We start from the raw sequence: 25,197 nt of genomic DNA on the forward strand, positions 1-25,197 counted from the left end.
GCGTCAAACGAGCGTCAAGAACATTTCCCGAACCCGTCCCTTACGGAGTTGAGGCCGAGCGTTCTTCGACTCACACCTGCTGCGAAACCGCAGGTGAGACGCGTGGCGGGAACCTACAGCATGCTCCACGCGGTGAACCTACGGAAACATGTCGGCACAATCCGCCCGCAACCTGGGGAATCAGAGAATCAGCAGGTCAGCGGCCCTTTACTGCGGGCTCAAGAATTGCCACACACTCCACGTGCGAGGTCATGGAAACATGTCATGATGTGCCGAGGCGGAAGAACGCGCAGGTCACAGCATGTTTTTCGGTTCCGTCAGCGGGCTGCCAGGTGCCGAGAGCGTCACATGAGCGTCACGCCGGCTGAGGAATACGGCCGTACGGCGGACCGCCGGGGGCGGACCGCCGGCTGCTCCGGTGTAGGACCGCAGCCCCCTCGCCCCGTCTCGCTGTACCCGACCAGTACGACGGCTGCCTCCAGGTCGCGCACGCCGGCATCTACTACCGGACCACTCCCGTCTTCCGCATCGACGCGCCCGCGCACAGGTGGCCGACCAAGACCGTGTTCGTGGGCCTGGCCCGCCCCGATGCCTTGCGGTGAGTCCCCCGGTCCGCCAGGTACGGGGCGCCGAGTGCCATCCGACCGACGCCACGGCGCGACGTTCCAGCACCGCCCCGGCCCAGCCGCCGCACAAGCCCGTAATCTTGAGCACATGTCAGCCATCCGTCTTCTCGTACTGGGCGCGGTGCGCCGGCATGGGCGGGCCCACGGCTATCAGGTGCGCAACGACCTGGAGTACTGGGGTGCCCACGAGTGGTCCAACGCCAAGCCGGGGTCGATCTACCACGCCCTGAAGCAGATGGCGAAACAGGGACTCCTGCACGCGCACGAGACCGCCCCGTCCACGGCCGGCGGCCCTCCCCGGACCGAGTACGAGATGACGGCGAAGGGCACGGAGGAGTACTTCCGGCTGCTGCGCGAGTCGCTGACCGCGTACGACCAGAAGTCGGACGTGCTCGCCGCGGCGCTCGGCTTCATCGTCGACCTGGAGCGCGCGGAGGTGCTGGGCCTGCTGCGGGAGCGATCGCGGGCCATCCGGGAGTGGCGCGCGTCGGTTACCGGGTACTACACGCCGGAGGGCGGCCCGGACCGGCTCGGGCACATCGGCGAGATCATGCACCTGTGGCTCCACGCGGCCGACGCGGGCGCCGCGTGGACCGAGGGGCTGATCCGGCGCCTGGAGGGCGGGGCGTACACCTTCGCGGGTGAGGGCGAGCCGTTCTCGGGGATGCACGTGGTGCTCGCGGAGGGCGAGCGCAACCCGTACGCGACCGGGGAGCGGCATCCGGGAGACGAGCGCTGAGGCAGCCCCGCCCGGCCGGCGGGCGGGGCACCGGCACACCCCCGTGTAGTCAAGTTTGACTAATCGACCGAGCGGGCATTAATGTGTCCCGGCGAGCAGTAGTCAAGATTGACTACATGAGCGGAGGAGACGCATGGCCGACGCGATCGACGTCGAGGGCGTACGAAAGCGATACGGGGAGAAGGCCGCTCTGGACGGGCTGGACCTTCGGGTGGGACGCGGCACCGTGCACGCCCTCCTCGGCCCGAACGGCGCGGGCAAGACGACGACGGTCCGCGTCCTGACCACGCTGCTGCGGCCGGACTCGGGCCGGGTGGCGGTCGCCGGGTACGACGTGGTGACGCAGGCCGACCGGGTGCGGGCCCACATCGGACTGCTCGGCCAGCACGCGGCGCTCGACGAGGAGCTGGGCGGCCGGCAGAACCTGGAGATGTTCGGCCGGCTCTACCACCTCGGCGCCCGGCGGGCCCGCGCCCGCGCCGACGAGCTGCTGGAACGGTTCGGCCTCACGGACACCGGTGCCAAGCAGGTCAAGCGGTACAGCGGCGGCATGCGGCGGCGGCTCGACCTCGCCGCGTCGCTGATCACGGAGCCGGAGGTGCTCTTCCTCGACGAGCCGACCACCGGGCTCGACCCGCGCAGTCGGGCCGAGGTCTGGGCGTCGGTGCGCTCGCTGGTCGGCGGCGGCACCACGGTGCTGCTGACCACCCAGTACCTGGAGGAGGCCGACCAGCTCGCCGACCAGATCTCGGTGGTCGACCAGGGGCGGGTCATCGCCGACGGCACCGCCGACGAGCTGAAGGCGCGTACCGGCGGCGACCGCATCGACGTCGTCCTGCGCGACGCGTCCCAGTTGGCCGCCGCGGTGGCCCTGATGCCGTTCGCCGCCGCCGACGTCACGGTGGACGCCGACCGCCGGCGGTTCAGCGCGCCCGTGACCGACCGGATGAGCGCGCTCACCCAAGTGGTGCGGGTGCTGGCGTCGGCGGGCATCGAGGCGGAGGACATCGCTGTGCGCAGGCCCACCCTGGACGAGGTGTTCCTGCGGCTGACGGGGCGCTCCGAGGAGGCCCCGGCGTCGGACGAGACCCGGACCAGGGAGGCGGTGTGAGCGCGGTGGGCACGACGAACGCGGTGCGCCAGAGCGGCGGTGGTCTCGCCTTCGCGCTGAGCGACTCCTGGACCATGACCCGGCGGGAACTCGCCCACTGGGAACGGCAGCCGATACAGGTGGCCGTCGGCGTGGTCTTCCCCGTGATGATCCTGCTGATGTTCGGCTATCTGATCGGCGGCGGCCGGGACGTCGGCGGCGACTACATCGACTACCTGGTGCCCGGCATCCTCGCGCTGACCATGGCCTTCGGCCTGGAGAGCACGGTGATCGCGGTCACCCAGGACGTCAACAAGGGCGTGATCGACCGGTTCCGGTCCATGCCGATGGCCAACGGCGCGGTGCTGGTGGGCCGTTCGGCGGCGGACATGCTGCAGTCCGCGGTGAGCCTCGCCGTGATGATCGGCGTCGGGTACGCCATCGGCTGGCGGGCGCACACGACGGCGGCCGGGTTCCTCGGCGCCGTGGGCCTCCTGCTGCTGTTCCGGTTCGCGATGCTGTGGATCGGCATCCACCTGGCCCTGGTGGCTGGGAAACCGGAACTGGTGCAGGCCGTGCAGATCCTGGTCTGGCCGGTGGGATTCCTGTCCAACGCCATCGCGACCCCCGCGTCCATGCCGGACTGGCTGGGCACGGTGGTGCAGTGGAACCCCATGTCCCAGACCGCGACGGCGGTACGGGACCTGTTCGGCAGCGTCGGCGGCGCGTCCGGGCACGTCCTGGCGGCCGTGCTCTGGCCGGTGGGGCTGTTCGCCGTCTTCTTCCCGCTGGCCCTGCGCCGGTTCGCCCGGCTCAGCTACTGACCCCCCGTCGGCCGCACCGGCCGACGGCCCGCTCCACCCCTGGATCCCGCCCGGGACCGGCCCCGCGCCGGCCCCGGCGGTGACCGCCGGTGGCCGCGTCCCTGCCCCCCGTCAGCGGACGCGGCCACCGTCGTGTCCACGGCCGGGTCCGCGGCGCTCCTGCCATCGGCGGACGGGAATCGAGTGAGGCTCCAGCCTCGTGGGTGAGGCTCGGTGTCCGAGGACGCAACCGAGGCTCAGGACTGTGAGGAATCCGATGAAACGGGTCGTGATTACCGGCATGGGGGTGGTCGCCCCGGGCGGTGTGGGCGTCAAGTCGTTCTGGGAGGTGCTCACGGCGGGCCGTACGGCGACCCGGGACATCACCCTGTTCGACGCGGCACCGTTCCGCTCCCGTATCGCCGCCGAGGCCGACTTCGACCCGGCCGAGCACGGATTCGGCCCCGCTGAGGCCGAACGGCTCGACCGGGCCGCCCAGTTCGCCCTCGTCGCCGCCCGCGAGGCCCTCGCGGACAGCGGAGTCGACGAGACGCCGAACCCCCTGCGCACCGGGGTGAGCCTCGGCAGCGCGGTCGGCTGCACCACCGGCCTGGACACCGAGTACGCGGTCGTCAGCGACCACGGACGGGACTGGACCGTGGACCACACCCGGGCCGTGGCCCACCTCTTCGACTACTTCGTGCCCAGCTCGCTGGCGGCCGAAGTGGCCCGGACCGCCGGCGCCCAGGGCCCGGTGTCCCTGGTGTCCAACGGCTGCACCTCCGGCCTGGACGCGATCGGGTACGCCGCCGAGCTGATCCGCGAGGGCAGCGCCGACGTCATGCTGGCGGGTGCCACCGACGCGCCGATCTCCCCCATCACGGTCGCCTGCTTCGACGCCATCAAGGCGACCAGCCCGCGCAACGACGACCCGACGACCGCCTCGCGGCCCTTCGACCGGACCCGCAACGGCTTCGTGCTGGGCGAGGGTTCGGCGGTCCTGGTGCTGGAGGAGTTCGAACGCGCGCGCCGCCGGGGCGCGCCGATGTACGCCGAGATCTCCGGCTTCGCCAGCCGCAGCAACGCGTACCACATGACCGGACTGCGGGCCGACGGCCGCGAGATGGCCGAGGCGATCCGGGCGGCACTCGCCGAGGCACGGCTCGACCCGACCGCCGTCGACTACGTCAACGCGCACGGCTCGGGAACCCGGCAGAACGACCGGCACGAGACGGCCGCCTTCAAGCGCAGTCTCGGCAGCCACGCCCACGACGTCCCGGTCAGCTCCATCAAGTCGATGATCGGCCACTCGCTGGGCGCGATCGGCTCGCTGGAGGTCGCCGCCAGTGCCCTCGCCATCACCCACAACACCGTTCCGCCGACGGCCAATCTGCACGACCCCGATCCGGAGTGCGACCTGGACTACACCCCGATCACGGCCCGCGAGCGGCGCACCGACACCGTGCTCAGCGTCGGCAGCGGCTTCGGCGGCTTCCAGAGCGCCATCGTGCTGACCCGCCCCCGGCTCGCGGAGGCGGCGTGACGACGGCCTCGCCGGTGTCCGCGCCGACCCGGCCCTCCGCCGCTCGCCCGGGGACCCCCGTCGTGACCGGAATCGGCGTCGCCGCGCCCAACGGCCTGGGCGCGGCTGCCTGGTGGGCGGCCGTGCTGCGCGGGGAGAACGGCATCGGCCCCGTCACCCTGTTCGACGCCTCGGGCTATCCGGTGCGGCTGGCCGGCGAGGTGCCCGGCTTCGTCGCGGCCGACCACGTGTCCAGCCGGCTGCTGCCGCAGACCGACCGGGTGACCCGGCTGTCCCTGGCCGTCGCCCGGGAGGCCCTCGACGACGCCGGGGTGGACCCGGCCGAACTGCCCGACTACACCGCCGGAGTGGTCACCGCCAGTTCCGCGGGCGGATTCGAGTTCGGGCAGCGCGAGCTGCAGGCGCTGTGGAGCCGGGGCGGCCGTCATGTCAGCGCTTACCAGTCCTTCGCCTGGTTCTACGCCGTCAACACCGGCCAGATCTCCATCCGGCACGGCCTGCGGGGCGCGAGCGGCGCCGTCGTCTCCGAGCAGGCGGGGGGGCTCGACGCGGTCGCGCAGGCCCGGCGGCAGATCCGCCGGGGCACCCGGCTCGTGATCACCGGGGGCGTCGACTCGGCGCTGTGCCCCTGGGGATGGGCGGCCCATCTGGCGGGCGGCGGTCTGAGCACCGCCGACGACCCGGCGCTGGCGTTCCTGCCGTTCGACGCCAGGGCCCGCGGCCATGTGGTGGGCGAGGGCGGGGCGCTGTTCGTGCTGGAGGAAGCCGAGGTGGCCCGGCAGCGTGGTGCCCAAATCTACGGATCGGTCTCGGGGTGTGCGGCGACCTTCGACGCCGACGGCTCCCCGCGCCTGGCCGACGCGGCCCGGCTCGCCCTGGCCGACGCGGGCGTGGGACCGGCAGACGTCGACGTGGTCTTCGCGGACGCGGCGGGCGACCGTGCCGCCGACCGGGCGGAGGCCGCGGCGATCGCCGACCTGTTCGGCCGCTTCGGGGTGCCGGTCACCGCGCCCAAGTCCATGACGGGCCGACTGCTGGCGGGAGGTGCCTCGCTGGACCTGGCCGCAGCCCTGTTCGCCCTGCGCGAGCAGGTGATCCCGCCGACCACGGGCACGGAGCGCCCGGCCGGGGACTGTCCCGTCGACCTGGTGACCGGCGCCCCGCGCCGCGGTGTCCGCCTGCGCCACGCCCTGGTCCTGGCCCGCGGCCGGGGCGGCTTCAACGCGGCGGCCGTGGTCCGCCGCGCCGACTGACCGGCTCCACCGACGCGCGTGCCCGGCACGCGGAGAGACAGTGTGATGAAGCAGCTGGAACTGAGCGAACTGACCGCCCTGCTGCGCGAGTGCGCCGGCGAGGACGAGGGCGTCGACCTGGACGGCGACGTCCTGGACATCCCCTTCACCGACCTCGGCTACGACTCGCTGGCCATGCTCCAGACCACCGGACGCATCGAGCGCGACTACGAGGTGACACTCGACGAGGCCATCGACGGCGCCGGGACGCCGCGCGCCTACCTGGACGCCGTCAACCGGGCCCTGGCGGCCAGGGAGGCGGCCTGACCGTGGCGAGGACCCTTACACCGCACGGCACGACCCACCGAGAAGGGACACGATGACCACTCCAAGCCGCCGGCGTTTCGTCGCCGGCACGTTCACCGTCGGGGCCGCCGGACTCCTCGGCGCGGGGATGAGCCCCGTCCCGGCCGCGGCGGCCACCACCGGCGGGCACCGCGGGCCGGGCGTTACGGGGGGCGGCGCCGACATCACTCCGGGCGACCCCCGGTACGAGGTACTCGCCACCCGCGGCCGCAACAAGCGGTTCACCGCGCGCCCGGCGGCCTTCCGCGTGGCCACGACCACCGAGGAGGTGGTCCGTGCCGTCGGCGAGGCCGCCCGTTCCGGCCAGCGGGTCGCGGTGCGCAGCGGCGGCCACTGCTACGAGAACTTCGTGGGCGACCCGGCCGTGCGCCTGGTGATCGACCTCGGCGACATGAACGCCGTCGCGTACGACCCGCGGATGCGCGCGGTCATGATCGAGTCGGGTGCGCGGCTGATGGACGTGTACCGCAGGCTTTACGACACCTGGGGCGTCACCCTGCCCGGCGGGGCCAGCGCCACCGTCGGCATCGGCGGGCACGTGGCGGGCGGCGGGTACGGGGCGCTGTCCCGGCGCTTCGGTGTCGCCGCCGACCACGTGTACGCCGTCGAGGTCGTCGTCGCCGACGCCGCGGGCCGGGCCCGTGCCGTGGTGGCCACCCGCGAACCCGAGGACCCCCACCGCGACCTGTGGTGGGCCCATACGGGCGGTGGCGGCGGCAACTTCGGTGTCGTCACCCGCTACTGGTTCCGCTCCCCCGGTGCCACCGGCGACGACCCCGCCCACCTGCTCCCGCGCCCGCCCGCCGAGATCCTGTCCAGCGCGGTGATCTTCCCCCGCGAGGGCATGGACCGGGCGGCGATGCGGCGGCTGGTCGGCGACTTCGGCCGCTGGCACGAGCGCAACAGCGGCGCCGGGTCCCCGTACACCGGCCTGTACGGCGGACTGGTGCTGCTGAGCCGGCTGCGGGAGAACGACCCTGGCCACAGCGCCGTCAGCTTCACCCATGTCGACGCCGGGCTGCCGGACGCCGAGCGGCTGCTGGAGCGGTACGTGACGGCCGTGACGGAGGGCGTCGGCGTCACGCCGTACGTCCCCGGGACCGTCCGGGTCCCCTGGTTCACCGCCACGACGCAGCTCACCGAGGCCCAGGACGCGGAGAAGGGCCGGCAGAAGATCAAGTCCGCCTACCTTCGCCGTTCCCTGACGGACCGGCAGATCGATGCCCTGTTCACCCACCTCGACAGCGCCGACCACGGCAGCGAGGCGGCCAGCGTGTCGCTCCAGTCGTACGGCGGCCGGATCAACACCGTGGGCTCCTCGGCCACCGCCACCGCGCACCGGGACGCGGTGGTGAACGTCATCTTCATGAACACCTGGCAGGACCCCGACGCCGACGCCGAGAACATCGGCTGGCTGCGGCGCATGTACCAGGACGTGTTCGCCACGACGGGCGGCGTGCCGGTGCCGGGACGGGGCGGCGCCGACGGCTGCTACATCAACTACCCGGACCTCGACATGGCCGACCCCGAGTGGAACACCTCCGGGGTGCCCTGGCACCGCCTGTACTACAAGGACAACTACGCTCGCCTCCAGCGGATCAAGGCCGTCTGGGACCCGCGGCAGGTGTTCGGGCACGACCTGGGCGTGCGGCCCGTGTGACGGGGCCCGGGACACGAAGGGGAGGGGCGGCGCCGCGGGCGCCGTCCCTCCCCGGGCTGTCCGGACGCTCAGGACGGCACGCGCTCCAGGAGCGGGGTGTACAGCTCTGGGTTGCTGTCGCTCAGCGCGCGCAGCGCGGCGCGGTGCGCGGCGAACTCCGGCTGCCGCAGCGCCTGGCGGAAGGACCGCTCGTCCTCCCAGTCGGCCACGTTGACATAGCGTCCGGGCCGGTCCAGGTGGCGCAGCAGACGGTGGCGGACGAAGCCGGGCTGGGCGGCGAAGAACGCCGAGGTGCTGTCGAAGGCACGCTCGAACTCCTCGGCAGAGCCGGTGAGTTGGAACCGGTTGATTAGTGTGATCACGGAGAGTTCCTTCTGGGAGACAGCGGGAAGCACGGTCACCGTCACAGACGGCACTCGAATGGCCGTGGAACGCGGCTGGGCCGCCCGACCCGGACCAGCGGGACAGCGGAACAGCGGAACAGCGGAACAGCGGAACAGCGGAACAGCGGAACAGCGGAAACATGAAAGCGGGACCCATGGTGTGGATTGCGCGTGAGCACGCCCGACGGCTGGCGCGGTACGCGGTCGCCTTCGAGCCGGGTGACCCGGCCCGTACGGGGCGGATGGCCTTCTGGGGCCCGGACGGCGGGGACCCGCCCGCACTGCCCGGCGCCGCCCCCGCGGAGGCCGGGCTCGTCACAGCCCACGGACGGCGCCCGGTCCCCGTCCTGTGGCTGCCCGTCGCCGACGCGCTGCCGGTCCTGACCCTTGCCCGGCGCGAGTACGGCGGCGACGCGGTCCACCCCGCGGCGGCCTTCTGGGGCGCCGCCACCGCGCTGGCGCTCCATCTGGCCGCCCGCGAACGGCTCCTGCCCGGCGTCTCCACGGGCGGTTACGACTCCTGGCGGGTCGGCCCGTTCGACCCCGCCGACGTGCTGCGGCTGCGCGAGCTGGCGGCCGCCGCCCCGCCCGAGGCCCTCGCCGTGCCCGTGCCCGGGACCACGCTGCTGCCGCCCGCAGACACAGCGCTGCGCGCCTTTCTGGACGCCGTCGCCGACACGCTGCCGCGCACCGCGGCCGCCGAGGCGGCCACCGGCCGGGCCGCGTTCGCCGCGACCGCACCCCAGCACGTGCCGCAACTGCGCTCCTGGGCGGAGGAGATCGCGCTCGGTGTCGACTCCGGCGTACGGGTCTCGCTTTCCGTGCGGCTGGCCGACGGCACGGACGGCGCGCCGGTCGGCCGGATCGTCCTCCTGGTGTCCGATCTCGCCGACCCGACCGTGGAACTGACCGCCTCGGAACTCTTCGACGGCGCCCCGCACACGCTGGGACCCGTGGCCCAGGCCGACACCGTCCGCGCCGTGCGCCGCGCCGCCACCGTGTGGGAACCGCTCGCCCGCCTGCTGCCGGTGCCCCGGCGGCTCGACCTCGCCGACGAGGAGTTCAGCCAGCTGCTGGGCGGTGCGGCGGCCCGGCTGCGGGCGCACGGCATCGACGTGCGCTGGCCGGACGAGGCGAAACGGCGGCTGACCGCTCGGGCCACGGTGGGCGCGGACCGCACCCCGCCGTCCGACCTGCGCTCCTTCCTCGGCGGGGGCGGCACCGTCGGCCTGCGCTGGCAGCTCTGCCTCGACGACGTTCCGCTGACCGAGGAGGAGACGGCGGCCGTCGCCGAAGCGGGACGGCCGGTGGTCCGGGTGCGCGGCGGCTGGGCGTTCGTCGGCCCGGAACTCGCCCGCAGGGCCCGGGACCGCGTGCTGCCTCCGCTCACCGCCGTGGAGACCCTGGCGGTCGCCCTCACCGGGTACGCGGAGATCGGCGGCGAACAGGTGGCCGTCGCCGACGGTCCCTGGCTGCGCGCGCTGCGCACGCTGCTGACCGACCTCGCCGGTGACGCGCCCGTCGAACAGCCGGCGGGGCTCGCCGCGACCCTGCGCGACTACCAGTCGCGCGGACTGGCCTGGCTGGCGCGGATGACCTCGCTCGGCCTCGGCGGCTGTCTCGCCGACGACATGGGCCTCGGCAAGACGATCCAGGTCATCGCGCTCCACCTCTTCCGCCAGGAGCACGAGGCAAGCCGCGGCCCCACCCTCGTGGTGTGCCCGGCGTCGCTGCTGGGCAACTGGGAGCGGGAGATCCGCCGGTTCGCCCCCGGCACCGCCGTGCGCCGCTTCCACGGCGCCGGCCGCAGCGTCGAGGGCGCGGACGGCGGCTTCGTGCTGACCACCTACGGCACGATGCGCCTGGACGCCGAGCGGCTCGGCGGCCGGCGCTGGGGGTTGGTCGTCGCCGACGAGGCCCAGCACGTGAAGAACGCGTCGTCCGCCACGGCCAGGGCGCTGCGGCTGATCCCGGCGGACGCGCGGGTCGCGCTCACCGGCACCCCTGTGGAGAACAGCCTCTCCGAACTGTGGGCGCTCCTCGACTGGACCACGCCCGGTCTGCTCGGCACCCACAGCCGCTTCCGCCGCCGCTGGATCGCCCCGATCGAGGCCGAGCGGTCCGCCGCGAGCGCCGGGGACGGGGTCGGCCCCGGCGCCACCGCCGGGCGGCTCGCCGGTCTCGTCCGGCCCTTCCTGCTGCGCCGCCGCAAGTCCGACCCGGGTGTGGCGCCCGAACTGCCGCCCAAGACCGAGACGGACCGTCCGGTGCCGCTGACCGCCGAGCAGTCCGCCCTCTACGAGCAGCATGTGCGCGCCGTGATGGCCGAGATCCGGTCGACCGAGGGAATCGCCCGCAGCGGTCTGGTCCTCAAGCTGCTCACGGGTCTGAAGCAGATCTGCAACCACCCGGCGCAGTTCCTCAAGGAGGAGGAGCCGAAGCTGACCGGCCGCTCCGGCAAACTGGCCCTGCTGGACGAGCTGCTGGACACGATCCTGGCGGAGGACGGCGCGGCGCTGGTGTTCACCCAGTACGTGGCGATGGCGCGACTGCTGGAACGGCACCTGCGGGACCGGGGCGTCACGGCCCAGCTGCTGCACGGCGGGACGCCGGTGCCCCGGCGGGAGGAGATGGTCCGCCGCTTCCAGGACGGCGAGGTGCCGGTCTTCCTGCTGTCGCTGAGGGCGGCCGGTACGGGCCTCAACCTGACCCGGGCCGACCACGTCGTGCACTACGACCGCTGGTGGAACCCGGCCGTCGAGGCCCAGGCGACCGACCGGGCCCACCGCATCGGGCAGACCCGGCCGGTGCAGGTGCACCGGATGATCGCGGAGGGCACGGTCGAGGACCGTATCGCGGCCCTGATGGAGGCCAAGCGGAAACTGGCCGACGCGGTCGTCGACAGCGGCGAACGGGCGCTGAGCCGGCTCGGGAACGACGAGTTGGCGAACCTGGTGGAGCTGAGGAGCGCGGAATGAGCGACGAACACGACAACCGGCCGCGGGGTTTCGCCGCCTTCCCCTCCCGCAGGGGCGGCCGGATCCGCGGCCAGTCCTGGTGGAGCCGGGCCTGGGTGGAGTCGATGGAGGACGGCTGGCCCGAGGAGGAACCGCTGAAAAAGGGGCGGACCGTCGCCCGCTCCGGTCGCCTCGGCCCCCTCACGGTCGGTCCCGGGCGGGTCAGCACACAGGTGTACGACGACGGCGCCGACGAGCCGTACACGGTGGTCCTCGCCCTCCCCGAGCTGGACGACGAGCAGTGGGACGCCCTGTGGGAACGCACCGCGGACCGGCCGGCGGAGACGGAAGCGCTGCTCGCCGGTGAGCTGCCGCCGGATCTCCTGGAGGCGGCGGAGGACGCCCGGCTGGGGCTGCTTCCGGGCTACGGCGAGCTGGAACCGGACTGCGGTTGCGACGAGCCGGACCATCCGTGCGCGCACGCGATCGCGCTCGGCTACCAGTTCTCCTGGCTGCTCGACGAGGAACCGCAGCTCCTGCTGCTGGTACGCGGCCGGGACTGGGGTACGGCCCTGGAGGAGCTGAAGTCCGTCCTCCTCCTGCGCGCCATGACCGAGACCACCGGGGACGGGGAGGACGAGGAGGACGCCGGCACGGAGGCGGTGCGGCCGGACGCTCCGGCCGTCACCGGGCCCCCCGCTGTCGGCACCCCCGCCGACGAGGCGTACGCCCGCCCGGCCGTCCCCCTTCCCCCGCTCCCCCCGCTGCCCGACCCGCCGCAGGACGGCACCGAGCCGGTCACCGGCATCGAGGCGGACCCGCTGGAGCGGCTGGTCGCCGACGCGGCCGTACGCGCCCGGGAACTCCTCGCGTACACCCTGGGGGCGGGCGACGGGCCGCCCCGGCTCCTCGGCCGGTGGCAGGACACCGTACGGATCGCCGCCACCCACCCCGACCCCCGGGTGCCCGCGCGGCTGCGGGACGCCTGCGACCGGCCGGAGGAGCTGGACCGGGCGGCCGAGGCGTGGCGGTGGGGCGGAGCCGCGGCACTGGAGGTGCTCGAAGAGGCATGGCAGCCCGAGGGGCCCGACATGGTCCGCGCGTGCACGGCGCTCTCGACGGGCTGGGAGGACGAGGGGCTGCCCGAACCGGTCGTCCGTGACAACCGCTGGACGCTGCCGGGCCGGGGCCTGCAACTACGGTACGGGCGCGACGGCCGCTGGTATCCGTACCGGGAGCGGTCCGGCACCTGGTGGCCCGCCGGGCCGCCCGCGCACGACCCCGTGCTGGCGCTCGCCGAACTCCTCGACGGCTGACCGCCCGACCGCCACCGGCGGCCGGCCCGCCCCCGCACCGGGGCGCGGACCGGCCGCTTTCCCGTGCTCCCGACGGCCACCGCCCGCCGAGTCAGGCTCCAACGAGCCTCCAGATGCCGGAACCACCATGGGGATCAACGCGTTCGCCGGACCCCGGCGGGGCGCGGACCGGAAGGAGGCATCGTGGAGGGCACCACCATCGCGGGGCCGCGTCCGCTCGTCGAGAGCTTCGTGGACCAGGCCCGGCGGACGCCGGCGGCGACCGCCCTGGTGTGGCGGGGGCACTCGGTCGGCTACGGGGCGCTGCTCGCCCACGCGGAGCGGGCACGGGACCGGATCGCCGCGCTGCCGGCCGGCGCGCCGGTGGCCCTGCCGGCGGTCAAGTCGCCCCGGACCGTCGCGCTGGTCCTGGCCTGTCTGCTGGCCCGGCGCCCGCTGCTGCTGCCGTCACCAGCCCTGGGCGCGGACGTCATGGAGCGGCTGTACGAGCAGGCCGGTGTGGGCCATGTGCTCGCTCCGGGGCGACCGCCCGCGGCCCGCCGCTCCCCGGGCGCGGACCTCACCGGGACCGCACTGCTCCTCACCACCTCCGGATCCACCGGTCTGCCCAAGATCGTCCCGCTACCCGGTGCCGCGCTGGACCGTTTCGTGGTCTGGGCGGGCAACGCCTTCGGTATCGGCCCCGGCACGACCGTGCTCAACTACGCGCCGTTGAACTTCGACGTGTGCCTGCTGGACGTGTGGACGACCCTCGCCCGTGGTGGACGGGTCGTCCTGGTGGACGCGGACCGCGTCACCGACGGCGGCCGCCTCCTCGACCTCGTCGAGCGCGAGCGCCCCGAGGTGGTCCAGTCGGTGCCGATGTTCTACCGGCTCCTGGCCGACGCCGCCCGCGCCGGGGGCCGTACGCTCCCGTCCGTCCGGCACGCCGTCTTCACCGGGGACACCATGCCCGCCCCGGTCCTGGCGGCGCTGCCGGGACTGCTGCCCCGTGCCCGGCTGTACAACGTCTACGGCTGCACCGAGACCAACGACAGCTTCCTGTACGAACTGCGCGGCGCCCCGGACCCCGATCGCCCGCTGCCGATCGGGCAGCCGCTGCCCGGCGTGGCGGCCCTGCTCGTCGGCGCGGAGGGCCGGGTGCTGGACGGGCCGGGGACCGGTGAGCTGTACGTCTCCACCCCCTTCCAGAGCGAGGGCTACCTCGGCGCGGCCGCCGCGTCCGGCGCGTTCGTCCCGCATCCGGAGGGAGCGGACGAGCGGTGCTGGTTCCGCAGCGGCGACCTGGTGCGCCGCTCGGCCGACGGAACGCTCACCCTGGTGGGGCGCACCGACTTCCAGGTCAAGGTCCGCGGCGTCCGGGTCAACCCGCAGGAGGTCGAACACCTGCTGCTGGCGCACCCGGACGTCGCCGAGGCCGCCGTGGTGGCGGTGCCCGACCCGGTGGCCGGGCGGAGGCTGCACGCCGTGGCGCGCCGTGGCCCCGGCACCGGGGTCAACAGCCTGGCCCTGCGCGGGCATCTGGCGCGCGCACTGCCCCGGGCCGCGATCCCCGCGGCCCTGCTGATCACCGACGAGCCGCTGCCCAGGACCGCCACCGGCAAGGTCGACCGGGAGCGCGCCGTACGAGTCCACTTCACCGAGGAGAGCTGACATGCCTTACGCCCAGGCCATCAAGGAGTTCGTGGTCGCGGAGTTCCTGCCGGACGTGTCTCCGGCCGAACTGGACGCCGACTACGACCTGCTGGCGAGCGGGGTGATCGACAGTCTGGGGCTGCTGAAGGTGATCGCCTGGATCGAGGACCGGTACGGGATCGACACCGACACGGTCGAGCTGCGGCCGGAATCCTTCCACACGGTGGCGGCCATCGACGCGTTCATCACGCACGCGTCGCCGCAGCGGGCGAAGAGCGCGTAGCCGTGCACGAAGCCGTCACCATGCTGCTCCAGCGGGAGCGGCCCGTGGAAGCGCCGGTCTGGCGGTCGTTCTGGGACCGGCTGCGCGAGGGCGGGCTGCGGCGGGGCGAGTCGGTGGCCCTGCTCGCCTCGCTGGCCACCCGGATGCCCGACCGCACCACCCTGACCGGCCTCCTGGACTCGCTGGCCGGGTACCGGTCCGCCGACGTGCCCGCCGAGGTCGGCACCGCCGTCAACATCGTCGGGACCGGCGGGGGGCCGCGCACGTTCAACATCTCGACGGCCGCCGCGTTCGTCGCCGCCGCGATGGGCGTCCGGGTCGTGAAGACCGGATCGCGCGCCTGGACCGGCGGTCTCGGCTCGGTCGACCTGCTGGAGCGGCTCGGGGTTCCGCTGACCGCGTCGTACGAGCAGACGCACGCGTCCCTGGAGGCGCACGGCATCGCCTTCGCCGGCGCCTTCGTCTACCCGGCCGAACTCGGCCTGCTGGCCCGGAGCGTGCTGCCGCTGGACATCAGGCGACTCGGCGGTTTCGTCAACGCGCTCGGCCCCTTCCTGGCGCGGCTGCCGGCCAGGGCGCAGCTCACCGGCGTCGCGGACCGGCGGCTGCTGACCGGGCTGCGGCACGCCGCCGGGCACCTGGCGCGGGGCGAGGTCCGCTCGGTGTGGCTGTGCGCCAACGAGGCGGGTGCCGACGAACTCCTGAGCTTCCTGCCGAACCGGGTGTACGCGTGTGAGGGTGCCCTGGAGGACGAGTTCGTGCTCGACCCGGCCCGGCTCGGGCTGCGTCCGGGCTCGCCGGACGAGCTGCGGCCGCGGGACGGCGACCCGGTGGCCCGCTTCCACGAGGTGCTGTCCGGGCAGGGCACACCGGTGGCGGAGGAGACCGTGGCCCTGAACGCCGCCGCGCTGGCGGTGGCCGGGCAGGTCACCGGCGACTGGGGGGCCGCGTTGGACGCGGCCCGCGAGGTGATCCGCGACGGCCGGGGCCTCGGCCTGCTGTCCCGGCTGCGGTCGGGGGCGGCCGCCCATGCCTGAGTTCTTCGCCCGCCGCCGTCCCGGCCGGCCTGGACTCGCGGTGTTCCTCAACGCCGGTGACCCGCCGCTGGACACGCTGCCCGACCTCACGGCCATGCTCGACGAGAGTGAGGTCGACTGCCTCGAACTGGCCGTGCCGTTCCCCGGCTCGGCCACCGACGGGCCCGTCGTGCGGGCCTCCGCCGGCCGGGCGCTGGCCGCCGGAGCGACGTTCCGGGGCGTGCTGGACGCCGTCGCGTCCGTGCGGCCGGGGTTGCGTCGGCTGCGGATCGCGCTGCTCGCCGACTGGAGCCACACCGCCCGGGACACCGCCCCCGCCGACTTCGCCGCCGCCGTCCGCGACGCCGGCTGCGACGGGCTGCTGCTGCACGGGGTGCCGCCCCGACTGCGCGCGGCCCATTACGAGGCCGTGCGCCGGGCGGGACTGCCGCTCGTCACGACCTGCTATGCCGTCTCCGGCCCCGACGCCGTGGCCGAGGCGGCGGACCTCGCCTCCGCGTATGTGTACCTGGTCGCGCACTACGGCCGCAGTGGCACCACCGCGGCCCCAAACCGGGACCGGCTCGGGGCGGTCCTCACCACCCTGCGCTCCACCGCGTCCGCGCCCGTGGCCGTCGGCTTCGGGATCAGGACCGCCCGCGACGTCGCGCGCGTGGCACGGCTGGGCGCCGACGCCGCCGTGGTCGGCAGCGCGGGGGTGGCCCGCATCGAAGAGGCCCGCGTGCTGGGGCGTGACCCCGTCGAGGAGCTGCGCTCCTTCGTCCGGGACCTGCGCGCCCCGGTCCGCACAGACACCGGCCAACCGGAAGAAGGGATCGACACCCATGATCGTCCGTAAGCTCGAAGAGGTCACCAGTGTCGACTGGGGCAACGGCCTGAGCCGCCGCTTTCTCACTCTGGGCGACGGCATCGGCTACACCGTCACCGACACCACCGTCCGCGCGGGCACCAAGTCCCGCCTGGAGTACCGCAACCACCTGGAGACCTGCTACTGCATAGGGGGCAGCGGCGAGGTGATCGACACCGAGGGCACCGTCCACCCGATCACCCCCGGCACGCTGTACTCGCTCGACCGGCACGACGCGCACTGGCTCGTCGCGCATCCGGAGGAGGACCTGCGCCTGGTGTGCGTGTTCACCCCCGCGCTGCGCGGCGACGAACGCCACGACCTCGACTCGTCCGGCTACTCCACTACTGATGATCGAGTGGACCGCGGAACAGCGGGCGCTGCGCGAAGGCCTCGCGCCCTGGCTGGAGAAGCTCAACACCGGTCACGTCGAACGCGACGCGGCTGCCTCGTTCTCGTACGAGAACTGGCGGACGCTGGCCCGGACCGGCATCCTCGGGCTGCCCTTCCCGGAGCGGTGGGGCGGCCTCGGGCAGTCGCTGCTGACCACGATGTACGTCCTGGAGGGGCTCGGTGAGGGCTGCCGGGACGCCGGGCTGAGCTTCTCGGTCTGCACCCACGTGGTGAGCACCGGGGTGCCGATCCAGCGCTTCGGCTCGCGGGCCCTCAAGGAGCGCTATCTGCCGCTGCTCTGCTCCGGCGAGTGGATCGGCGCCCACGCCATCAGCGAACCGGACAGCGGATCGGACGCGTTGGCCATGCGGACCAGGGCGGTGCGGGACGGCCACCACTACGTGCTGAACGGCAGCAAGAGCTTCGTCAGCAACGGGCCGGTCGCCGACCTGTTCACGGTGTACGCCCGCACCGGCGACGGGCCCGGCCCGCTCGGCGTGACCGCGTTCCTGGTGGAGCGGGACACGCCGGGGCTGCGGGTCGGCGCGCCCGTCGCCAAGATGGGTCTGCGCACCTCGCCGCTCGGCGAGTTGTTCCTCGACGACTGCCGGGTGCCCGCGTCCCACGTCGTCGGCCCGCCCGGCGGCGGCTTCCTGGTGCTCGACCATGTGATGCGCCGGGAGATCCTGTGCTCCTTCATCGTCAACGCGGGCGAGATGCGCCACCGTGTCACCCGCTGTGTCGCGTACGCGCGCGCTCGCGAGCAGTTCGGCCGGCCCATCGGCGCCAACCAGGCCGTCTCCCACCGGATCGTGGACATGGAGATCGCGGTGGAGACCGCCCGGCACTGGCTGTACGCCACCGCGGAACGGATGGCGGCCGGCGCGAACGTGACCCGGGACATCGCCATGGCCAAGCTCGTCACCAGCGAGGCGAACGTCGCGTCCGCCCTGGCCGCCGTGCAGATCTTCGGCGGCAACGGCTACATGGCCGAGTACGGCGTCGAGGCCGAGCTGCGCAATGCGGTCGGGTCCACCGTCTACTCGGGCACGTCCGAGATCCAGCGCAACCGCATCGCGGCCCTGCTCGGCCTGTGACCGGCCGCCCACCCTTCCGACCCACGACCGCCCACGACCGCCCACGACCGGAGAGATTCCATCGTGACGACCCAGCACCACGAGGACATGGGCACGCTGCGAGCCACCGCTTTCCTCGACCACGCCTCGGCCGAGGTCCGCGACTTCGTCGCCGGCGCGCTGCCCTCCTCGGCCACCACCCCACGCGCCCGCGCGGTCGCGCTCTACTACGCGGTGCGCGACCGTGTCCGCTACGAGGTGTACGGGGCGGACCTGTCCCGGACCGGACTGCGGGCCAGTTCGGTGGCCCGGACCGGTTCCGGCATGTGCCTGCACAAGTCGGTGCTGTACGCGGCCGGTCTGCGGTCGCTCGGCATCCCGGCCCGGCTGGTCCTCGCCGACGTACGCAACCATCTGGCCTCCGAACGGCTCAAGCGGCTGATCGGCGGTGACGTCTTCCACATGCACTGTCTCACCTCGGTCCGGCTGGACGGCCGCTGGGTGCGGGCGACACCGGTGTTCAACAAGGCGCTGTGCCGGCTGTACGGGCTGGCGCCGCTGGACTTCGACGGCACCGCGGACAGCCTGCACCACCCCTTCGACCTCCAGGGCCGCCGGCACATGGAGTTCCTGCGCCACCACGGCGAGTTCGACGACCTGCCCTACGAGCGGGTGGTCGAGGAGCTGAGGACGGCCCACCCGCGTCTGCTGAACGCGTCCGGCACGGGGTTCACCGAGGGCTCGTTGGCCGGGGAGGCCGGACCCCTGACGGCCGAGCGGTGATCGTCAAGTTCTGCGGGGCCACCACGGAGGCCGAGGTCACGGAGATGGCGGCGGCCGGTGCCGATCTCGTCGGCCTGTGGCACGGTGTGCCGGGCGGCCGGGCGGAGCTGACCGCCGCCCGGCTCGCCGACCTGGCCGCGCTGGCCCTGGCGGACGGCCGGCTCAGGCCGGTGCTGGTCACGTTCTCCTCCGACACCCGGGCGCTGCTCGCGGCGATGGCGGCGGCCCGGGTGCCGTGCGTGCAGTTGCACGGTTTTCAGCCGCCGGGCACGGTGCGCGCGCTGCGCCGGGCGGGGCCGCCGGCCCTGGAGATCGTCAAGGTGCTCCACCTGCGCGACGGCGTGTGCCTGGAGGAGCGGCTGACCGGGTCGTACGAACGGGCCGGCGCCGATTCCTTCCTGGTGGACACGGTCACCGCCGACGGCCGGCTCGGCAGTACCGCCGAGCCGCTCGCGGACGCGGCGGTGACCGCGCTCGCCGACCGGACGGGTTTGCCCTTCCTGCTGGCGGGCGGTCTGCACGCGGGCAACGCGCACGACTTCGCGGGTGCGCGGGCCCATCCGCGCTTCCTCGGTATCGATGTCGACTCGGCGGCGCGCGGCGCCGACGGGCTGCTGCGAGCCGGCCGTGCCCGCGCCGTCGCCCGCGCCTGGAGGACCGCGTGAACACTCCCTTCGGCGACGCGCTGGCGGCCGCCGCCCGGCCGCTTGTCATGGAGGTCAAGCTGCGGGACGCCGACGGCCGGGATCTGCTGGGCGGCCGGGGCGTGGCCGAGACGGTGGAACGGTTCGAGGCCGCCGGCGCGCCCTGTCTGTCGGTGGTGACCGGGCACTGGTTCGGCGGCACCGAGGACCTGCTGCGCGAGGTCGCCTCCCGCACCTCGCTGCCGCTGCTGCGCAAGGACTTCGTCACCAGCAGGCGTCAGTTGGAGCGGACCCGTGAGCTGGGGGCCTCCGCCGTGCTGCTGACCGGGCGGCTGCTGCCCGCCGGGGTGCTGGCCCGGCTGACCGACCGTGCCCTGGGGCTGGGGCTGACCCCCTTCGTGGAGGTCGCCGACGCGGCCGAGGCGGCCATGGTGGCGCGCGGGCCGGAGTGCGTGGTCGCGGTCAACAACAAGGACATCGCCACCCGGGAGCGTCTTTCGGCCGATCTGGGCCGCAGCCTGTCGCTGCTGCCGGCGGTGCGGGCCACCGGCACCCGCCACCCGGTGAGCGCGAGCGGCATCACCGGCCCGGTCACGGCGGCCCGCCTGCTGGGCGCGGGTTTCGCCGGCCTGCTGATCGGCACCGAACTGCTGCGGACCCCCAGCCTGACGGCCTGGTGCGCCGAGTTCGACGCCGCGCGGAGCACCCGGGGTGCCCCGCGCTGACTGCCCGTCAGCCGCGTCCGTTCGCGGGCCGGGCCCGGCGCCCGCGGGCCGTTCGCCCCCAGGGTTTGTAGACCGAGACGACGGCGGCGACGGTGAGCAGGACGAACAGCAGGGGCACACTCCACAGCAGGAAGTCCGCGGCCGCGCCCGGCTTCGGCGGGCTGCCGCCCGCCTCGGCCGTCCGCTCGCTGGCCGTCACGACGACCGGGTGGATCACGAACCACGCGAAGACCGTCGTGAAGAGGGTGATGGCCCACTTGACGACGATCCACCAGTGCAGCAGCAGCCCCCACTTGGTGCCGCAGGACAGGAGGATGCCGGTGACGGCGGCGGTGAGGCTGAAGACCGTCACGCTGGTGTCGTCGAAGACGTACATGGCGTAGTAGACGCCCTTGGCGACGGCGGCGTCCTCCGTGGTACACCCCAGGACGGCCAGGACCGCCATGGAGAGCGAGAGTCCCACCCAGCCGACCGAGGTCACGACGTGGACGGCCAGGGTCGACTTCCGTGCTCTGCGGCTGAGTTCGAACCTCTTCCTCGCGGGATGCTGCCGGGGGGCGCCGGGCCTGGTGGTCGCTGCGGGGGTGGAAGCGGCCAAAACTGCGCCTCGCTTTCTGCCGGGTCCGGAGCACGCCGCCGCGGACACCAAACTCTTTACGGTGTAAGGAGAATGCTGGGAAGCGTACAGCACTACCATGCCGATGTGACGTCAGGAACCAGCAGCACGAGCGGAAATGGCCGGATAGATCCGGCCCGTACCCTGGCTCTGCTGTGGCGCGCGGGACAGGAGCCCGTGCGCCCGGCCCGCGGTCCCCGCCAGGGACTGACGGTCGACCGCATCGTGCGGACCGCCATCACCGTCGCCGACGCCGAGGGGCTGGCCGCCCTGTCGATGCGCAAGGTCGCCGAACCGCTCGGCGTCTCCGCGATGTCGCTCTACACCTACGTGCCGGGCCGCGCCGAGCTGGTCAACTGCATGCTCGACGAGGTGCTCGGCGAAGCGCCCTCGCTGGAGGCCGCCGACGGCTGGCGGCAGGCGCTGGAGCGCTACGCGCGGGGCAGCATGGACATCGCCCGCCGCCATCCCTGGGTGCCGCCCCTCGTCTCCTCCCGGATGCTCATGGGCCCCAACGAGACCGCGCTGTGGAACGGCGTGCTCGGCGCCCTGTCCGGGGTGGGCCTGCCGGAGCGGGAAATGCTCGCCGTGGTCCACCTGCTCAACGGCTATGTCCGCGGCGCGGCCCAACAGTCGGCGGACGCCGAGCACGACGCGCGGCGCTCCGGGCTCAGCTACGACGAGTGGTACGAGCAGACCGCGCCCCTGCTGGAGGAGAGGATCTCCGCCGACCGCTACCCGGCCCTCACCCGGGTCTGGCAGTCGGGGATCTTCGAGGAGCCCGGCGAGGGGCTCGGGCCCGACAGGGGATTCGAGTTCGGGCTCCAGCGGATTCTCGACGGCATCGAACAGCGCATCGAGGGCCGCTCCGCGGGCTGACCCGCTCCCGGCCCGCCCCGTGCTCCAGCGACTCTCCGGGGGCCCTCCAGTCCGGTTTTCCACCCTGGTTGCGCAAGGGACGAAACAGCCTCGCAGGGCTGAGGCCGACAGGGCGGAGCAGGCGTGACAGTTCTGGTGACAGGAGCGACAGGATCCGTGGGCCGGCTGGTGACCGATCACCTGCTCGCCGCGGGCGTAGCGGTGCGGGCGCTGACCCGCGACCCGGCGGCGGCCGCACTGCCGGACGGGGCGGAGGTGTGGGCGGGCGACCTGCTGCGGCCGCACACCCTGACGGCGGCACTGCACGGCGTGGAGCGCCTCTACCTCTTCCCGGTCCCCGAGACCGCCCGTGCGGTGGTCGCGGCCGCGGAGGAGGCCGGCGTACGCCGGATCGTCGTCCTCTCCTCGTCCTCCGTGCTGGACACGTCGGGCGACAACCACAGCGGGGAGCACCATCGCGCCGTGGAGCGCGCCGTGGCGGAGTCCGGCGTGGAGTGGACCTTCGTACGCCCCGACGAGTTCGCGTCCAACGTCCTGTGGAAGTGGGCCGAGTCCATCCGCACCGAGGGTGTGGTGCGCGCTCCCTACGGCGCCGCGCCGCGGGTGCCGGTGCACGAGGCCGACGTGGCCGCCGTGGCCGCGGCCGCACTGCTGGAGGACGGGCACGCCGGGCAGGCGTACCTGCTGACCGGTCCCGAGGCGATCACCCAGTCCGGTCAGGTGCGGGCGATCGCGCGGGCCGTCGGCCGCCCGATCGCGTTCGAGGAAATCACCCCGGACCAGGCACGGAAGGACATGGCGGCGGCCATGCCCGCGCCGGTCGTGGAGATGGTGCTGCGGTATCTCGCCGACGCCGTCGTCCACCCGCCGGTCCCCGTGGACACCGTCGAGCGTGTCACCGGCCGCCCGGCCAGGACGTTCGCCCGGTGGGTGGCCGACCATGCCGCCGACTTCGCTCCGCGGCCCGCCGCGGAACCCCTCGCGCGGCGCGCTGCCCGGGACGAGGAGCCGGCCGCATGACCGCCGGCGTCCCCGAGCCCGTCAAGCCACCCGTGGCGGTGGACGACACGAACGCGTTCGTCCGGATGACCGGCAGCGGCGATCCCGAACAGCACATCGTCCTCGGCGAGGGCGCCCGCCCCACCGCCGGCCGCGGCAACGTCGTCGTCCGGGTCGAGGCCGCCGGCGTCTCCTACGCGGAGGTGCAGATGCTCGGGCATCTGCACCCCTTCCCGCCGGCCTTCCCCTTCGTCCCCGGCTACGACCTGGTCGGGCGCGTCGTCGAGACCGGCCCGGGCGTCACCGACAGACGCGTCGGCGAGCGTGTCGCCGCCATGCCCCGCCACGGCGCCTGGGCGCGGTACGTGCAGGCGCCGGCGAAGACGCTCGTCCCCGTTCCGGAGGAACTGGACGCGGCCTCCGCCGTGGCCCTGATCACCAACGGAGTGACCGCCTGGCAGATGCTGCACCGGCTGGCCCGGGTACAACCCGGTGACACCGTGCTGGTGCACGGCGCCGGGGGCGGCGTCGGCAGCCTGCTCACCCAGCTCGCCGTGCACCACGGGCTGCGCGTCCTCGGCACCGCCTCGCCGGGCAAGCACGACGCGGTGCGCGCGCTGGGCGCGGAACCCCTCGACTACCGCACACCCGGACTCCCCGGCGTCGTCCGGGAGCGTGCCCCCGGTGGCGTACGAGCCGTTTTCGACCACATCGGCGGGCGCGGCCTGGACGAGAGCTGGGCCATGCTCGCCCCCGGCGGGACCCTGGTCTCCTACGACTCCTCCGTCGCCGGCTACGAGCCCGGCCAGTGGTTCCGCCCCCACGTCCCGGCGCTGCGGCGCACCGTGCGCCGCTGGGTCGCCCGGCACCTCGGGCTCACCGGCGGCCGACGCATGTCCATGTACTACGTCAAGCCCGGCAAGGACTTCGGCGCCGACCTCACCACGCTCTTCCGGCTGGCCGCCGAGGGCGTGCTGCGGCCGGAGATCGCCGCCCGCCATGCGCTGGACGCGGCCCCGGCCGCGGTGCGCGCCCTGCTGGACGGCCGCACCGTCGGCAAGCACGTCCTGCTGCCCTGAACCGCCGGTCGGACCCCGACCGGCTCGACTCCCCCCGTTCGGAAAGGAACCCGGCATGTCCGCCACTCTGACCGAGAAGTCCGCCCAGGAACGCAACAAGGAACTCGCCCTCTCCATGGTCGCCAGCTGGAACCGCTGGGACCTCCAGGGGATCACCAAGCACTGGGCCCCGGACATCCAGCACTTCTCCGAGGACCGCCCGGTGTCCTCGAAGGCCATGGTGCGGGCGATGGAGGGCGGCCTCGCCGCCTTCCCCGACCTGCACCTGGACGTCAAGAGCATCGTCGCCGAGGCGGACCGGGTCTGCCTGCGCATCACCGTGACGGCCAGCCACGGGGGCGAGTTCCTCGGCAAGGCCCCCAGCGGCACCAAGGTGACCTGGTACATGCTGGAGGAGCTCCGCTTCAACGACGCGGGCCAGGTGATCGAACACCACGACGTCTTCAACTACCTCCCCATGCTCAAGAAGCTGGGGCTGGCCCCGGCAGACGTGCTGTGAGCCGGTCCGTCCGGGCCGCCGTACCGCACATGGCCGAGGTCGCCGACGGGGTGCACGCCTATGTGCAGCCCGACGGCGGCTGGTGCCTCAACAACGCCGGGCTCGTGGTCGGCGACGGCGGCGAGAGCCTGCTGGTGGACACCGCGGCCACCGAGCTGCGCGCCCGACTGCTGCGCACCCGGGTGCTGCGGCGGTCGGGCGCCCCGCCTCGCACTCTGGTGAACACCCACTTCCACGGCGACCACACCTTCGGCAACGCGCACTTCCCCGAGGCGCTGATCGTCGCCCACGAGCACACCCGCACCGAGATGGCGGCGGCCGGGCTGCACCTCACCGGCCTGTGGCCCGACGTGCGCTGGGGCGACCTGGAACTGACCCTGCCCCAGCTCACCTACCGGGACTCGCTGACGCTGCACGTCGGCGGGGTGCGCGTCGAGCTGATCCAGCTGGGGCCGGCGCACACCACCGCCGACACGGCCGTCTGGCTGCCCGACCGGCGCGTGCTGTTCACCGGTGACCTCGTGATGTCCGGCGTCACGCCGTTCTGTCTGATGGGGTCGGTCTCCGGGTCGCTGCGGGCCATGCGGCGGCTGCGCGCCCTGGGCGCCGAAACGGTCGTGCCGGGCCACGGCCCGGTCGGCGGCCCCGAGCTGATCGACGCGAACGAGGCGTACTTCCGCTGGCTCCACGAGCAGGCCCGGCGGGGCGTGGCCGACGGTCTGACCCCCCTTCGGCTCGCCCGTGAGTGCCGACGCGGGCCGTTCGACCACCTGCTCGACTCCGAACGCCTGGTGCCGAATCTGCACCGGGGCTATGCGGAGGTGCGCGGAGCGGCGCCCGGCAGCCCCCTCGACGTCGGGGCGCTGTTCAAGGAGATGTCCGTGTTCCACGGCGGACTCCCCGACTGCCACGCATGACCGGCGGGGAGCCCGGGCCGCACCCCGTGCGCCGGGCTCCCCGCACCCACGGCGTTGCCCCGGACAGGCG

At 73.7% G+C, this 25,197-nt stretch carries 24 protein-coding genes and 1 pseudogene; 23 read left to right on the forward strand and 2 right to left on the reverse strand.

Annotated elements, in window-relative coordinates:
* The first annotated feature begins 714 nt into the window (after positions 1–714).
* The 7 genes from D9753_RS08510 (at position 715) to D9753_RS08540 (ending at position 8,059) form a co-directional block, all read left to right on the forward strand.
* On the forward strand, positions 715–1,365 hold the full coding sequence (locus tag D9753_RS08510; protein WP_121786453.1) for a PadR family transcriptional regulator: 651 nt from the start codon (positions 715–717) through the stop codon (positions 1,363–1,365).
* 133 nt (positions 1,366–1,498) lie between these two features.
* Complete coding sequence (locus D9753_RS08515) at positions 1,499–2,476, forward strand: ATP-binding cassette domain-containing protein (protein WP_121786454.1); 978 nt, start codon at positions 1,499–1,501, stop codon at positions 2,474–2,476.
* 74 nt (positions 2,477–2,550) lie between these two features.
* A complete protein-coding gene (locus D9753_RS08520; RefSeq protein WP_121790973.1) occupies positions 2,551–3,279 on the forward strand; it encodes an ABC transporter permease in 729 nt (242 codons plus the stop codon).
* 256 nt (positions 3,280–3,535) lie between these two features.
* Complete coding sequence (locus D9753_RS08525) at positions 3,536–4,801, forward strand: beta-ketoacyl-[acyl-carrier-protein] synthase family protein (protein WP_121786455.1); 1,266 nt, start codon at positions 3,536–3,538, stop codon at positions 4,799–4,801.
* Positions 4,798–6,054: a beta-ketoacyl synthase N-terminal-like domain-containing protein gene (locus D9753_RS08530; protein WP_205614090.1), complete on the forward strand. Its 1,257-nt coding sequence runs from the start codon at positions 4,798–4,800 to the stop codon at positions 6,052–6,054. The genes D9753_RS08525 and D9753_RS08530 overlap by 4 nt, the downstream gene beginning before the upstream one ends.
* Positions 6,055–6,099: 45 nt before the next feature.
* Entirely contained in the window at positions 6,100–6,360 is a 261-nt protein-coding gene (locus tag D9753_RS08535) for an acyl carrier protein (RefSeq protein ID WP_039656832.1), read from the forward strand.
* A 52-nt stretch (positions 6,361–6,412) separates the two neighbouring features.
* A complete protein-coding gene (locus tag D9753_RS08540; RefSeq protein WP_121786456.1) occupies positions 6,413–8,059 on the forward strand; it encodes an FAD-dependent oxidoreductase in 1,647 nt (548 codons plus the stop codon).
* Positions 8,060–8,127: 68 nt separating this feature from the next.
* Here D9753_RS08540 and D9753_RS08545 read toward each other — a convergent pair whose 3' ends face one another.
* Entirely contained in the window at positions 8,128–8,421 is a 294-nt protein-coding gene (locus tag D9753_RS08545; protein WP_121790975.1) for an antibiotic biosynthesis monooxygenase family protein, read from the reverse strand.
* A gap of 176 nt (positions 8,422–8,597) precedes the next feature.
* Between D9753_RS08545 and D9753_RS08550 the strand changes: the two genes are divergently transcribed.
* The 11 genes and pseudogenes from D9753_RS08550 to D9753_RS08600 all read left to right on the forward strand — a co-directional run bounded on the left by D9753_RS08550 (position 8,598) and on the right by D9753_RS08600 (position 20,138).
* Positions 8,598–11,420, forward strand: a complete 2,823-nt coding sequence (locus D9753_RS08550; RefSeq protein ID WP_205614091.1) for a DEAD/DEAH box helicase — start codon at positions 8,598–8,600, stop codon at positions 11,418–11,420.
* The gene (locus tag D9753_RS08555; protein WP_121786457.1) at positions 11,417–12,715 is read left to right on the forward strand and encodes an SWIM zinc finger family protein; all 1,299 of its coding nucleotides are present in this window, start codon (positions 11,417–11,419) and stop codon (positions 12,713–12,715) included. Before D9753_RS08550 ends, D9753_RS08555 begins: the two co-directional genes overlap by 4 nt.
* Positions 12,716–12,898: 183 nt before the next feature.
* The gene (locus D9753_RS08560; RefSeq protein ID WP_240468088.1) at positions 12,899–14,368 is read left to right on the forward strand and encodes an AMP-binding protein; all 1,470 of its coding nucleotides are present in this window, start codon (positions 12,899–12,901) and stop codon (positions 14,366–14,368) included.
* A 1-nt stretch (position 14,369) separates the two neighbouring features.
* Positions 14,370–14,633: an acyl carrier protein gene (locus D9753_RS08565; protein ID WP_121786458.1), complete on the forward strand. Its 264-nt coding sequence runs from the start codon at positions 14,370–14,372 to the stop codon at positions 14,631–14,633.
* A 2-nt stretch (positions 14,634–14,635) separates the two neighbouring features.
* The gene (locus D9753_RS08570) at positions 14,636–15,670 is read left to right on the forward strand and encodes an anthranilate phosphoribosyltransferase (RefSeq protein ID WP_121786459.1); all 1,035 of its coding nucleotides are present in this window, start codon (positions 14,636–14,638) and stop codon (positions 15,668–15,670) included.
* On the forward strand, positions 15,663–16,508 hold the full coding sequence (gene trpA / locus D9753_RS08575) for a tryptophan synthase subunit alpha (protein ID WP_121786460.1): 846 nt from the start codon (positions 15,663–15,665) through the stop codon (positions 16,506–16,508). Before D9753_RS08570 ends, trpA begins: the two co-directional genes overlap by 8 nt.
* A pseudogene (locus D9753_RS08580) lies at positions 16,495–16,860 on the forward strand (ectoine synthase); the annotation flags it as partial. The gene trpA and the pseudogene D9753_RS08580, both read left to right, overlap by 14 nt.
* A gap of 7 nt (positions 16,861–16,867) precedes the next feature.
* Entirely contained in the window at positions 16,868–18,007 is a 1,140-nt protein-coding gene (locus tag D9753_RS08585) for an acyl-CoA dehydrogenase family protein (RefSeq protein ID WP_121786461.1), read from the forward strand.
* A 63-nt stretch (positions 18,008–18,070) separates the two neighbouring features.
* Positions 18,071–18,769 carry a transglutaminase-like domain-containing protein gene (locus D9753_RS08590; RefSeq protein ID WP_394346694.1) on the forward strand — a complete coding sequence of 233 codons (699 nt, stop codon included), beginning with the start codon at positions 18,071–18,073 and terminating at the stop codon, positions 18,767–18,769.
* Entirely contained in the window at positions 18,766–19,434 is a 669-nt protein-coding gene (trpF, locus tag D9753_RS08595) for a phosphoribosylanthranilate isomerase (RefSeq protein WP_121786462.1), read from the forward strand. Before D9753_RS08590 ends, trpF begins: the two co-directional genes overlap by 4 nt.
* A complete protein-coding gene (locus tag D9753_RS08600; protein WP_121786463.1) occupies positions 19,431–20,138 on the forward strand; it encodes a beta/alpha barrel domain-containing protein in 708 nt (235 codons plus the stop codon). Before trpF ends, D9753_RS08600 begins: the two co-directional genes overlap by 4 nt.
* Positions 20,139–20,145: 7 nt before the next feature.
* On the opposite strand, the gene D9753_RS08605 is transcribed toward D9753_RS08600, so the two are convergent.
* Positions 20,146–20,619: a DUF2269 domain-containing protein gene (locus D9753_RS08605; protein ID WP_163010658.1), complete on the reverse strand. Its 474-nt coding sequence runs from the start codon at positions 20,617–20,619 to the stop codon at positions 20,146–20,148.
* Between the two features lie 222 nt (positions 20,620–20,841).
* Between D9753_RS08605 and D9753_RS08615 the strand changes: the two genes are divergently transcribed.
* The 5 genes from D9753_RS08615 (at position 20,842) to D9753_RS08635 (ending at position 25,127) form a co-directional block, all read left to right on the forward strand.
* The gene (locus D9753_RS08615) at positions 20,842–21,633 is read left to right on the forward strand and encodes a TetR/AcrR family transcriptional regulator (protein WP_205614092.1); all 792 of its coding nucleotides are present in this window, start codon (positions 20,842–20,844) and stop codon (positions 21,631–21,633) included.
* A 123-nt stretch (positions 21,634–21,756) separates the two neighbouring features.
* On the forward strand, positions 21,757–22,653 hold the full coding sequence (locus D9753_RS08620) for an NAD(P)H-binding protein (RefSeq protein WP_121786467.1): 897 nt from the start codon (positions 21,757–21,759) through the stop codon (positions 22,651–22,653).
* Positions 22,650–23,711: a zinc-binding dehydrogenase gene (locus D9753_RS08625; RefSeq protein WP_121786468.1), complete on the forward strand. Its 1,062-nt coding sequence runs from the start codon at positions 22,650–22,652 to the stop codon at positions 23,709–23,711. Before D9753_RS08620 ends, D9753_RS08625 begins: the two co-directional genes overlap by 4 nt.
* 55 nt (positions 23,712–23,766) lie before the next feature.
* Positions 23,767–24,210, forward strand: coding sequence for an ester cyclase (locus tag D9753_RS08630; RefSeq protein ID WP_121786469.1), 444 nt, complete (start codon positions 23,767–23,769; stop codon positions 24,208–24,210).
* 29 nt (positions 24,211–24,239) lie between these two features.
* A complete protein-coding gene (locus D9753_RS08635) occupies positions 24,240–25,127 on the forward strand; it encodes an MBL fold metallo-hydrolase (RefSeq protein ID WP_121790979.1) in 888 nt (295 codons plus the stop codon).
* Positions 25,128–25,197 lie beyond the last annotated feature (70 nt).

This window comes from Streptomyces dangxiongensis (assembly GCF_003675325.1).
Taxonomy (GTDB): Bacteria; Actinomycetota; Actinomycetes; order Streptomycetales; family Streptomycetaceae; genus Streptomyces; species Streptomyces dangxiongensis.